Here is an 11259-nt window from a genome sequence, read left to right on the forward strand (position 1 = left end):
GCCATCGTGTGGGATCATTGCACATCGCGGGATCGTTTCACACTGTGGGATGGTAGCATGCGATGGCTATATCTCCCGAAACGGCCTCTCTTCGGGCGAGCCACCCAGTGGCTCGGAGCACATCAATGGATTTCGACGATTTCGTCCGATCACACGGACCAGACGAGACCACGAAGACGTTCGACCGCGAGAGCTCGAAGATGCTCGACGTCGCCCTCGACGGGGCCGTCATGGCCAAGGCCGGCTCGATGATCGGCTACACCGGTGAGGTTGCCTTCGAGCGCAAATCCTCCGGCGGACTGAAAGGCATGCTGAAAAAGCGTGTCACCGGCGAGGGAGGCGTGATGATGCGCGCGAGCGGCGTTGGCCATCTCTATCTCGCCGACGACGGCAAAGAGGTACAGATCCTCGAACTCGACGCCGACGACGAGGTGAGCGTCAACGGCAACGACGTACTCGCTTTCGAAGAGTCAGTAAACTGGGACATCAAGATGATGAGTTCCATCGCCGGGGTCTCCTCGGGCGGTATGTTCAACGTCTACCTGAAGGGACCGGGTCACATCGCCATCACCACTCACGGCGAGCCGCTGGTGCTGCCGACGCCCGTCCGGACCGACCCGAACGCGACCGTCGCCTGGAGCGCGAACGTCTCGCCGAGCGCGAAGCGCGACCTGAACATCAAGAGTTTCATCGGGCGCTCGTCGGGCGAGAGCTTCCAACTGGAGTTCGCTGGCGAAGACGGGTTCGTCATCGTCCAGCCCTACGAGGAGAGCAACCCCGATGGAGGCGGATCGGGCGGTGAAAGCGCCGGCACGGGGGAGGGAATCAACGTCGGCGATTTCCTCTGAACCCTGCTGACGCCCACCGAACACCCTGTTCTTCTTTCGGACCCTCCCCCACCATTCATCAATCGTCTTCGACACGAGCGCGCCCGTGACCGTTTAGTTCGGACAGCACCGAATTCGACCATGACGAACTGGCGCGCAGTCGGGCTGGGGCTGACCGTCGAGTTCGTGCTCGGTGTCGTCGGCCTCGTCGTTCCGGGGATCGGACAGTTCGTCGCCGGTCTCGTCGGCGGGTTTGTCGCCGGCTATCGCGCCGAAACCTCCATCGGTGGCGGGCTCTGGCACGGGCTGCTCGCCGGTTCGCTCGGCGGCTTCCTGCTGGCGATCTCTCTCGGTATCGGAGTCTCCATCGCGAGCATCGAGATCGGGGTTCTGGGCCAATCCGGCGGCCTGCTCGCCGGGCTCGGGACGACCCTGTTCGTGGTCGTCGTCGCCGTCGTCCTCGGGGCGAACAGCGCCCTCGGCGGAGCCATCGGCAGCCTCGTGGATGGTGCCAGCCGTGACCACCACGACAGCGGACGGCACTCTCGCGACCGCAACGACGCCCCGCGCAGCCCCCGCGACCGCCCAGTGGGTGCCGATCGCACGGCGGATACCGGCTCTACGCCAGCGAACTCCGAGCGTGATGACCGATCGAGCGCGCGGCTGACGGACGCGATCCTGGACGATCGACGATAGCTGCTCGGGCGATGGGACGGTTTATTCGTCCGCCGACGCCATTTATCATGTGGAACTATCGATAGTCGATCTGGCACCAGTACCCGAGAACGGGTCGGCGACCGAGGCGTTCGAGAACACCGTCGAGCGCGCACGGAACGCCGAGGAACTCGGCTACTCGCGCTTCTGGGTGGCCGAGCATCACGACTTCCCCGATCGCCTCGCAAGCACCACCCCGGAGGCACTCATTCCCCATATCGCGGCCAAGACCGACAGCATCCGCGTCGGCTCCGGTACTGTGCTGCTCAACCACTACAGCCCGTACAAGGTGGCCGAGACGTTCGGCGTGCTCGACGCGCTCGCGCCCGATCGCATCGATCTCGGGCTCGGCCGGGCGACCGGCAATCCGGTGGGCGACTACGCCCTCCAGCCCGATCGCAGCCAGCGCCGGCGCAGCGACGACCACGCCGAGAAGATCAACGAGACCGCCGCCCACCTCCACGACGGCTTTCCCGACGATCACCAGTTCAGCGAGCTCGACATCGCTCGCTCGGCGGAGTCGGTTCCCGAGGTGTGGGTGCTCGGATCGAGCCCATCGAGCGCGGCCATCGCCGGCGAGCTGGGGCTCCCCTACTGTTTCGCGTCGTTCATCAGACCCGGCCCCGCCGTCGAGGCGTTCGAGACCTATCGCGAGCGGTTCCAGCCCTCGTCGTTCGGTGCCGGGCCGAGTAGTCCAGAAGGGATGCTCGCGGTGAACGTCACCTGCGGGGAGACCGACGAGGAGGCCGCACGGCTGCGCGCGACGACCGAAGCCGCTCGCAAGCGACTTCAGAGTGGCATCGCCGACGCGCCGCCGATCCGTTCGACCGAGGAGGCGATCGAGGAGCTCGGCGGCGTGCCCGAACCGACCGAGCAACCGCTCGAACCGGGCGAGTGGCCGCGACAGATCTCGGGTAGTCCCGAGACCGCACGCGAACTCCTCGAAGAGATGGCCGCACAGGCCGGCGTCGAGCGTGTCATGGTCCAGAGCCAGCTCGCCGATCCCGACGACGTGCTCCGCTCGCACGAACTGCTCGCCGACGCGTTCGATCTCTCCTCCAACTGAGCCCTCAGCGGACGACCGTCACCGGCACCGGCGAGCGCCGCACGACCCGTTCGGCGACGCTGCCGAGCAGGATGCGCGTGAGATCGGTGCGGTCGTGGCTGCCGACGACCACGTGATCGATCTCGTTGTTCTCGATATACCGAAGGATACGCCGTGCGGGATCGCCGACCTCGATCTCGCCGGATAGCACGATGTCGGCCTCGGCAGCCTGTTCGCTTGCCGCCGCGTGGAGTTCCTCGACCTCCGCTCGCGCGCCCTCGTACCACTCCTCGGAGTAGCCGGGCAGACCGGGAATCCCGGTCGGCGACTGCAGGCCGATCGTGTTCGGATCGGTGTCGAAGGGATTGATGACGGTGATGACGGTGAGTTCGACGTCGTTCATGTCGAGTGCGTGCTCCAGCGCCCGCTCCGAGCGCGGCGAGCCGTCGATGGGGACGAGGACGTGTTCGGTCATACGACTCACTACCGCCGCTTCGCCTATAGAAATTGTCGTTCGATCGGGGCCGACACGTGATTCACTCCCCACCGAGCGCGGATTCGACGAGCCGGCGACCGCCGATGGCGGCTGGAGTGACGACGGTGTCCGCGCCGGCGCGTTCGAGCTTTGGGCCGTTCTCGCCCTCGGTGGCGGCGGCCACGACCGTGATCTCGGGATTGCGCTCGCGGACAGTGAGCACCGCCAGCGCATCGGTCGCGTCGTCGTCGCTGGCGACGATCACCGCCCGAGCGCGGTCGATGCCGGCACGGTCGAGCGCCGCGTCGTCGGTTGGATCGGCGACGAAGACGGGAAGCTCGCGCTCGGCGGCCGGCGGGAGTTTCGGTTCGTCGGCTTCCGGGACGACGAGCACCAGATCGTCGATATCGAGTTCGTCGAGGACGGATTCGGTCAGGCTGCCGTAGCCGAGTACGAGCACGTGATCGTCGCGTTCGGCGAGCTGTGTGTCTGTCATGGTTCCGAGCGCGCGCGTGAGGCGGTCCTCGATCGCCGGGGAGACGAGCGCACCGATCGCGAGCCCGAAGCTCGACACGCCGACGACGATAACCGAGACGGTGAACAGCCGTGCCTGGCCGGTGACGGGCGTCGCGTCACCGTAGCCGACGGTGCTCGCGGTGATGATCGTGTAGTAGAAGGCATCGGTGAGCGTCTCGACGCCACGAAAGGACTCGCGGAGCGTGTACGCGCCGACGGTGCCGTAGAGCAGCGCGCCGCTGACGGCGATGAGTGCCGCGATCTGCGTTGTCGAGAGATCGAGCTCCTTGTCGAAGCGGTTGCGGGTGAGCACCAGCACGACGAGCGTCGCCACCGAGAGGGTGGCGACCGGAAACGAGACGACGCTCGACTGGACGATCGCCTCGAACACCGTCACCGAGAGCAGGACGACGGTCGCGAGCCACGCTGCGCGCCGCCCGCTGCGCAGATCGAGCGCGCTGATGAGGAGCAGAAAGCCCGTGATCACCGCCGAGAACCCCGCAGTTCGCCGGATGCCGCTGGCGATAACCCCCGTCAGCGGGCCGAACGTCTCCGGCGAGCCGAGCACGGCCACGCCGGTGAGGATCGACAGCAGCGCCACCGCGACGGTCAGCCAGACGGCTACTCGCCGGCCGAGCAGTACGCGCAGCCGTCGCGCGCCCACCCGCCGCCGCGTCGTCGCTCGTATCGCGTCGAGAACGCGCCTGAATCGCATGCGCGCTCGGGCAATCGCCCATCGTGGGGATAAAAATGCTGGTCAGCGAGCCGCTCATGAACGGGAGGGCCCTCACTCGACGGCGCGGAGCAGCCCGAGCAGTTCCTCACGGTACGCGTTCGGGTCGTCGGGGTCGACCCCGGCGCTCTCGCACAGTCCGACGAACCCCTGGGTCGGGTAGGCACCGCCAGCGATGCGGAACCCGCCCCGCCGCGTCCAGACGGCGACCCAGCCCTCGATGGCGATGTCGTGATCGGGGTCGTCACTATCGTTGTCGTGACGCTCGACGGCGTATCGAGCGGTGTATTTCGTGAGGCGGGCACGATCGCCAGTATCGGTACGCATGCGCTGGTTTCGCCCCCGTTCGACCGCGCGAAAGCCCCTGTCTTCGAGGTCGGACGCGAACGATCGCCGGAGTTCAGTTGCGACGGTCGGCAGCACCGACGCCGTGCCGATCCCGGGTGCGAGCGGCGGACGGAAGGCGAGACGGGTGGCGAAGAAAAACCGCCACGGCATGTCGAGGGCGTCGTCGGCCGCCCGCAGAGCCTCGCGGAGCGGGCCGTCCTCGTAGACGAGCGTGTGGCCGCTCACCCGCATCGTCGGCAGCGCGAACAGCGTCTCGGTCGTCTCCTCGACCATCGTCCAGCCGTCGAGGCGGTCGTCGGGAACGCTCGGCGCTCGGATGTCGGCCATCGATCGCAGTACGTCCTCGATGGGCATCAGTCATCGCACGCAGCATCGAGAAGCGTTCACACGAATTACGGACTCCCAATATCCCGCCGAGTGAGGAGACGATGCATCTATCGCGTGATCGCTCCGCGATGTATTAGTTAGTATGAGTGAACCCTCGAAACGTGTGTGATTCGCGGGGATGGCAGCCGTTCTGTCGATCGTTCGTTCACACCCGTCGCACCAGATGCGCTCGGATCGCTCGTTGGCACTCGTCACAGATCTGTTCGACCCGAACGATCGTCGAGAGAACGGGATACGCCACCGGGAACCCGTCGTAGAGACAGTTCACGAGCTCCTGTTGGGTGATGCCGACCTGTGCGTCGACACTGGTGGTCGCGTGCAGCAGCGACTGGCGCTCGTGAGCGATCGTCCCGCATTGGTCATCGAACCCGTCCAAGCGCTCGTGTCGTGCTCGAAGCGCCGCGAACCCACAGTCGGTAAGCGCCGTCTCGTTCGCGTCGACGATCCACGCCAGCAGCTCGTCAATGGCGTCGTTCGCCGCGACGAGTGACGTCTCTTCGCGGTCGAGCGCCCGCTCCATCGCCCGGAGCTCGTGGCGTCGTTGTGCCGCCTCGGAGAGCACGCCCTGCTTGAGGTTGGCGGTGAACCCCGTCATGTTCTGCGGCGCGAGAGCCATCGCGACTTGCTCGGAGAGTTCGGCCCCGATCGTTTCGAGCAGCGTTTCGGGATCGTCGACGTCCGCAGTGCTGTGCGGGCGAACCGTCTCGGCGAACCGTTCACGGACCTGCCGGCGACTGTTCGATCCACCCGACGAGCTCGCCGCCACCGTGGCGGCAGGGCCGGTTCGGAGCCCGCCCCGCTGGGAAGTCGGCGTCTCGACGGCAACCCCTTCGACGCCGGTGACGAAGCGCTTGTACGCCGCCTGTTTCCCGTCGATGGCCGCCTGCTCCTCGTGCACGCGATCGATCGCCTGTCGAATATGGGTCTCGACAGTCATGGCTCGCCCCCGCGGGCCGCACGCAGGCGCGCGAGTTCGCGGTCGGCGAGTGCCCAAAACCGGTACTGCCAGTCACGGCTCGTCGCCGTGCACGTGTTTCGATCCTCGCCGGCGGCCATCGCTTCACGAACGATGAGATCGTGGTAGGCCACTCGGGGGTCGTAGCGGCGCAGCCGCATGCGGTAGCGCTGGGCGGCGCGGGCGGCCCGCGTGGCCGCTTCCCGATCGGGGAACTGTCGCCCGGCGATCGGCACCGGTCGCGCGCCGGTGCGAGCGCAGACGATGGTGTACCGGCCGACGTCGGCCGCCAGGGAGTCGATTCGAGCGCGGAGATCGTCGAGCGTGGGTTCGGTCATCGATGGTTGATTTCGTGTCGTTCGAAGGGACAGTCGCGAATCGGTGATCGTCGTGGCTTCATCCGTTGTCTTCGATCCGCTCGTCGCGCTATCGGCACCGATTCGGCTCGCACGGCCCGCGAACACCCCATCGCGAACGAGCGTGCTGGCAGCCGTGCCCGTTCCGCCGCACACTGGAACCGCGACTCTGGTATCGACCATGCACTTTAGGTCGGCCTAAAGACATGTAAAACCACCGTGAGACTCACCCACATCGCCGCCGATTCGCAAACCTCACTCAGCGCTCGACGGGATCAGTCCTCCAAACTCGGATGTGTCTGCTGCTCGTCGGGATGTGGTTCGGCGACGTGCTCGCGCAGCGTCTCCCGTGACGCATCCGCCCGGCGACGGCGTTCCTTCTCGCCGATTTCCTCGACACCGGGTGGCAGCTCTCGCTCGCGATCGGTGAAATAGCCCTCGGGGGCGACCCAATCGTGATAGAACGGGCGGTCGTCGTCCTCCAGAAGCGTGACGGCGACCTCGGCACCGTGGCCGGCGGCCACGATCGCCTGGTGGGGTTTCTCGGCGAGGCGGCCCGCCACGTAGAGCCCCTCGACGCCCGTCCGCCCGCGTTCGTCCGTCTCGACGTAGGTCTTCCCGCGATCGACGATCCCGACTCCGTCGACGTCGGTGAGATAGTCGGTGGCGTTTTTCGTCGCGGCGACGACGTACTCGGCGTGATAGCGGTCGTCGCTGGCCGTCTCGACCGCGAAACCATCCGCTTTCGCCTCGACGGCGGTCGCCTCGGTCGAGCGACGATCACAGCCGGCCCCATCGGCCTGCTTTCTCATCATTTCGAGGAGCAATCGGGCGTTGATGCCGGCGGGAAAGCCCGGATAGTTCTCCAGATGGGCGTTCCGTCGCATGATCGAGTCGCCGCCGTCGACGACGAGCGTGTCGAGACCGTGTCGTGCGGTGAAGATCCCCGCTGACAGGCCCGCCACGCCACCGCCGACGATGACGACGCTGTACGCGCTGTGATCGTCCGATTTGCCAGTCATCGTTGCTGATCGAGGGTTGCTGCGTGCTCACGGATGAGATCGTTGTCGATGTGTTTCAGGAGCGCCCGCTGACCCGCCGCGCCACGACGCTCGATCTCCTCGGCATCGATATACTGTTGGCCGATGTTCGAGAACGATCACGAAAACAGTTGTCCACGGGACGACCGAACCGATTCCCACGGGTCGAAACCCGCTTTCGAACGAGCTGTGGGGACCGATCGCTTGCCGAAGCGGACTTCGACCCACTTATGCGCGCCGACTAGCTCTGTTCGACGTATGCGCTCGTGGTCCGGCCGGTGGCGGTGGCTCCTGCCGGTCGTGTCGCTCGCGTTCCTCGCTCACGCCGAAACGCTCGGCTACTGGTTCGTCGCGAGCGACACGCTACCGTTGATCGAGACGAGCCGTGCGACCGACCCCGCCGGATTCGCCGCACTGTTCGCCCAACCGCTGATGGCCGGCTCGGATTTCACCGCCACTGCGCTGTTCTACCGGCCGATCTCGACGCTCAGCTACGCCATCGACTACGCCGTCTGGGGGCTGAACCCCGTCGGCTACCATCTCACGAACGTCCTCCTGCACACGATCGCCGCCGGACTCGTCGCCGTCTGTGCGGCTCGAATCACACGCCGTCGGGCGGTCGGCGCGCTCGCGGGGGCGCTGTTCGCAATCCACCCAGTCAGCGCCGAGGTCGTCCCCGTGACAGCACGGCGACAGGATACCCTGTTGACGATCTTCGTGCTGGCCGCGCTCACCCTCTTCGTCCGCTGGTATCGTGCGACCCCGCCGGACGAGCGACTCCCGTGGGAGTGGACGAGCCATCGCGGGCTCGTGGGCGCGCTGGTCGCCTATGCGCTCGCGATCGGCGCGAAGGAGACGGCGCTCGTCGTTCCCGTTCTAGCCATCGTCTGGGTACTACTCGACCGCGACAGCGACCGTCCAACGCGGATCGTCAGAACCCTCGTCGGAACGATCGGCCCGTTCGTCGCCGTCACGGCGCTGTATCTCGCCGTCCGCATCGCCGTGCTCGGCGGTCTCGGCGGCTACGCGGTCCCGACGAGCGCTACGCTCGCCGATCGACTCCTGTTCGGTGTGAAATATCTCCTCTGGCTGTTCGTCCCGCAGAACGCCGTCGTCGAGCTACCGGCGTTGCGTTCCGTCGGGGTGCCGTCGCTCGTCATCGTCGCCATCGTGCTGATCGTCGGTGCAGTCGCGGTGATGACGCTGCTCCGGCGGGGCTATTTCCATCGTGGTCGCTTTCGCTCGCTGCGGGCGCTCACACCGGTCGCGAGCGTCGTCGGCTTCGCGGGCATCCCGCTCGTGCTCGCCGGCGAATCGCTTGGCTCGGTGGCGTTACCGGCCGTCGCCGATCCTCTCGGGAGCTACCTCGCCGGGTTGCTGTTCGTCGGTGCCTGTCTCGCCGGTCTCGCCACCGCGCTGTTCGCGGACAGTATCGTTATCGACGGCCTGCGATGCCGACAGTTGGCGTTTTTCGCCTGCTGGATCCTCGTGCCGATCGTCCTGCTCGGCACGCGGGGGTTCGTCGCGAGCAAGCCGTTCACCTTCGGATTTGGGATACGCAACGCCTATCTCGCGACCGCACCCGCGATGGCCGCGCTCGCGCTGGTGGTGGTTCCCGCCCTGGAGCGAGTGATCTCCGCCGCCCGCAGCACACTCGGAAGCGACCACACCGTCGCGTTGCCCACCGGTGACGTGGCGCGTATCGCCGTCGTTCTCCTCCTGCTCGTTCCCGTGGTCAGTGCATCGCCGCTTCTCTACGCCGGCGACAGTTGGCGCTCGGCGGGCGCGCTCAACGAACGCTCGCTGTCGGGCCTCGCCGACACGATCGACGACGCGCCCGGCGACGAGCCGATCTACGTCGCGAGCTTCCCGAACGCGTTCGACGCCGGCGAGCAGTCGTCTCCACACGCGCAATCGGTGACGCCGCTGCGGCCGTACTCGGTTGAGGCGTGGCTCTCGCTCACCGACACGGCCGACACACAGGTTCGGTTCGTCCGGCCGGCGGCCGTCTCCGATCTCCCCAAGCTCGACTTCCACGCCGAGGTACGCGAGCGGGCGACCCTCGTCTGGGTTCGGCGAGCGACGGATCGCGAGGCGACCACAAAGAGGAGTACCCCCGGTCGCGTTATCGACGAGTAACCACCGATGAAGCGATCACACGGCGTCGCGCTCGCGGCGCTGCTCGTGTTCTCGCTGGCCGTGCTGGCACACGTCGAGTCGCTCGGCTACTGGTTCACCTCCTACGACTCGATCGCGCTCGTCGAGACGAGTCGCATCGCCTCGCTCGCCGATCTCCGGACGATCTTCACGAAACCACTGCTGTACGGCACCTCCTATCTCGATGCCGGGCGGTTCTACCGGCCGGTCGTCAACCTCGTCTACGCCGCCGAGTACGCGCTCTGGGGCGTCGACCCGTTCGGCTACCACTTCACGAACCTGCTGCTGCACGGGTTCGTCAGCGTGCTCGTCGTGCTCACGATTCGCTCGCTCACCGACTCGCTCCGCGCCGGCGCGCTCACGGGTGCGCTGTTCGCGATCCACCCGCTCGGCACCGACGTCGTGCCGGCGATCTCGCGGCGGCAGGACATGTTGCTCGCCCTGTTCGGGTTGCTCGCGCTCTGGCTGTTCGTCGAGAGCGTCCGCCGTGACAGCCGACGGCTGCGCGTCGGATCGGCCGTGGCCTACGGACTCGCGCTGTTCTCCAAGGAAACCGCGGCCGTCGTCGGCCCGCTTGCCTTCCTCTGGCTGGTGCTCGACGGGCCCTCGCTGCGCCGACGCTCGACGTATCGCCGCGCCATCGTCGCGGTGGCCCCGCTGGCGGCCGTCGCGGTGGGCTATCTCGCCGTCCGATTCGCCGTGCTCGGCGGCATCGGTGGCTACACGCACGACCCACCGCTCTCCCAGACACTCCTCTTTCCGGTGCAGTACGTGCTCTCGCTGGTCTATCAGGCCGACGTTCTCGCCGCGATCGGCGGTGTTTCGACGCCGCTCGTGATTGTCGTCGTGGCTGCCGTCCCGCTGGCGCTGCTCGTCTCGTTCGCTCGCGATCGCGCGCTCGACCGGATCGCCCCGCGGCGCGCCCTCCCGCTCGTCGTCGCCATCGCCGGCTTCGCCGTTCTGCTCGTCGTCGCCCGATTTCCGGGCGCGTCGCCGCTCGCGTCGGTCGATGCGATCGATCACGCCGGCTGGTACACCGCCGGGATCGTCTTCGCCATCGCCGCCGCGAGCGCGCTATTGGCTGCCGTCGCTTCTGCTCGCTCGTTCACCGCCGGCCGCTCGACTGGCTTTTTCCTTCTGTGGCTGCTCTCACCGCTTCCTCTGTTCTTCCTCGCCAAGCAGTTCGCCTTCCGCGACGCGTATTTCTTCGTCATCCCGCTGCTCGCGCTGGCCGCGGTCTGTCTCGACGCCGCGCTTCCCGCCGTCGACGGATGGCGGACGTTTTCGGATCGGGACACCGACGCGCTGGTCGTCGTCGCCGTGCTGGTTCTCTTGATCCCGTCGCTCGCCGCATCACCGCTGCTGTACGCCGATTCGGGCTGGGGTGAAACGGGCGACGTCACGCGGTCGGTGCTCGACGAGATCGATCGTTCGGTGAGCGAGATCGATTCTGGGACGCCCGTCGCCATCGCCGGGGTTCCCACGAAAATCGACTATCGTCCGCAGCGACTCGGGCGGGCGCACAAGGCGACGATGCTCCAGCCACACTCGGTCCGGTCGTGGTTGCGGCTGCAGGGCCACGAGAATCGCGTCACCTTCGGCCGCCTGCAGTCGTTCCACAGCGTTCCGGGGAACGTCTCGACGAAGACCCGCGAGAACGAGCGGCTGCTCATCTGGCTTCGCTACGACTGACGATGGGATCGCCG

Annotated in this window: 11 protein-coding genes; 5 read left to right on the forward strand and 6 right to left on the reverse strand. The window is 66.9% G+C overall.

Annotated elements, in window-relative coordinates; genetic code table 11:
* Positions 1 to 125: 125 nt before the first annotated feature.
* From NO363_RS03120 to NO363_RS03130, 3 genes are all read left to right on the forward strand, one after another.
* Positions 126 to 848: an AIM24 family protein gene (locus NO363_RS03120; RefSeq protein WP_256686821.1), complete on the forward strand. Its 723-nt coding sequence runs from the start codon at positions 126 to 128 to the stop codon at positions 846 to 848.
* A gap of 120 nt (positions 849 to 968) precedes the next feature.
* The gene (locus NO363_RS03125) at positions 969 to 1523 is read left to right on the forward strand and encodes a DUF5518 domain-containing protein (protein ID WP_256686823.1); all 555 of its coding nucleotides are present in this window, start codon (positions 969 to 971) and stop codon (positions 1521 to 1523) included.
* Positions 1524 to 1572: 49 nt separating this feature from the next.
* Complete coding sequence (locus NO363_RS03130) at positions 1573 to 2607, forward strand: LLM class flavin-dependent oxidoreductase (protein ID WP_256686824.1); 1035 nt, start codon at positions 1573 to 1575, stop codon at positions 2605 to 2607.
* Positions 2608 to 2611: 4 nt separating this feature from the next.
* Here the strand turns inward: NO363_RS03130 and NO363_RS03135 are convergent, their stop codons facing one another.
* From NO363_RS03135 to NO363_RS03160, 6 genes are all read right to left on the reverse strand, one after another.
* Positions 2612 to 3061 (reverse strand): universal stress protein, encoded by a 450-nt coding sequence (locus NO363_RS03135; RefSeq protein ID WP_256686825.1) that lies wholly within the window; start codon positions 3059 to 3061, stop codon positions 2612 to 2614.
* A 61-nt stretch (positions 3062 to 3122) separates the two neighbouring features.
* Entirely contained in the window at positions 3123 to 4292 is a 1170-nt protein-coding gene (locus NO363_RS03140) for an NAD-binding protein (RefSeq protein WP_256686827.1), read from the reverse strand.
* Between the two features lie 72 nt (positions 4293 to 4364).
* Entirely contained in the window at positions 4365 to 5012 is a 648-nt protein-coding gene (locus NO363_RS03145; RefSeq protein ID WP_256686829.1) for a DUF6517 family protein, read from the reverse strand.
* 178 nt (positions 5013 to 5190) lie between these two features.
* Positions 5191 to 5982 carry a DUF7260 family protein gene (locus NO363_RS03150; protein ID WP_256686830.1) on the reverse strand — a complete coding sequence of 264 codons (792 nt, stop codon included), beginning with the start codon at positions 5980 to 5982 and terminating at the stop codon, positions 5191 to 5193.
* Positions 5979 to 6338: a DUF7552 domain-containing protein gene (locus NO363_RS03155; RefSeq protein ID WP_256686832.1), complete on the reverse strand. Its 360-nt coding sequence runs from the start codon at positions 6336 to 6338 to the stop codon at positions 5979 to 5981. Before NO363_RS03155 ends, NO363_RS03150 begins: the two co-directional genes overlap by 4 nt.
* Positions 6339 to 6631: 293 nt before the next feature.
* Entirely contained in the window at positions 6632 to 7378 is a 747-nt protein-coding gene (locus NO363_RS03160) for an FAD-binding protein (RefSeq protein ID WP_256686834.1), read from the reverse strand.
* Between the two features lie 276 nt (positions 7379 to 7654).
* Here NO363_RS03160 and NO363_RS03165 point away from each other — a divergent pair, with 276 nt between their 5' ends.
* A complete protein-coding gene (locus NO363_RS03165) occupies positions 7655 to 9535 on the forward strand; it encodes a dolichyl-phosphate-mannose--protein mannosyltransferase (protein WP_256686835.1) in 1881 nt (626 codons plus the stop codon).
* 6 nt (positions 9536 to 9541) lie between these two features.
* Positions 9542 to 11245 (forward strand): glycosyltransferase family 39 protein, encoded by a 1704-nt coding sequence (locus tag NO363_RS03170; RefSeq protein WP_256686836.1) that lies wholly within the window; start codon positions 9542 to 9544, stop codon positions 11243 to 11245.
* Positions 11246 to 11259 lie beyond the last annotated feature (14 nt).

It is taken from the genome of Halococcus qingdaonensis (assembly GCF_024508235.1).
In the GTDB taxonomy this organism is placed as follows: Archaea; Halobacteriota; Halobacteria; order Halobacteriales; family Halococcaceae; genus Halococcus; species Halococcus qingdaonensis.

What these genes read in the sequence shown, in the direction of transcription:
- NO363_RS03120 (WP_256686821.1), top strand. Translation starts at nt 126, where the DNA reads ATGGATTTCGACGATTTCGTCCGATCACACGGACCAGACGAGACCACG.
- NO363_RS03125 (WP_256686823.1), top strand. Translation starts at nt 969, where the DNA reads ATGACGAACTGGCGCGCAGTCGGGCTGGGGCTGACCGTCGAGTTCGTG.
- NO363_RS03135 (WP_256686825.1), bottom strand. Translation starts at nt 3,061, where the DNA reads ATGACCGAACACGTCCTCGTCCCCATCGACGGCTCGCCGCGCTCGGAG.
- NO363_RS03140 (WP_256686827.1), bottom strand. Translation starts at nt 4,292, where the DNA reads ATGCGATTCAGGCGCGTTCTCGACGCGATACGAGCGACGACGCGGCGG.
- NO363_RS03145 (WP_256686829.1), bottom strand. Translation starts at nt 5,012, where the DNA reads ATGCCCATCGAGGACGTACTGCGATCGATGGCCGACATCCGAGCGCCG.
- NO363_RS03150 (WP_256686830.1), bottom strand. Translation starts at nt 5,982, where the DNA reads ATGACTGTCGAGACCCATATTCGACAGGCGATCGATCGCGTGCACGAG.
- NO363_RS03155 (WP_256686832.1), bottom strand. Translation starts at nt 6,338, where the DNA reads ATGACCGAACCCACGCTCGACGATCTCCGCGCTCGAATCGACTCCCTG.
- NO363_RS03160 (WP_256686834.1), bottom strand. Translation starts at nt 7,378, where the DNA reads ATGACTGGCAAATCGGACGATCACAGCGCGTACAGCGTCGTCATCGTC.
- NO363_RS03165 (WP_256686835.1), top strand. Translation starts at nt 7,655, where the DNA reads ATGCGCTCGTGGTCCGGCCGGTGGCGGTGGCTCCTGCCGGTCGTGTCG.
- NO363_RS03170 (WP_256686836.1), top strand. Translation starts at nt 9,542, where the DNA reads ATGAAGCGATCACACGGCGTCGCGCTCGCGGCGCTGCTCGTGTTCTCG.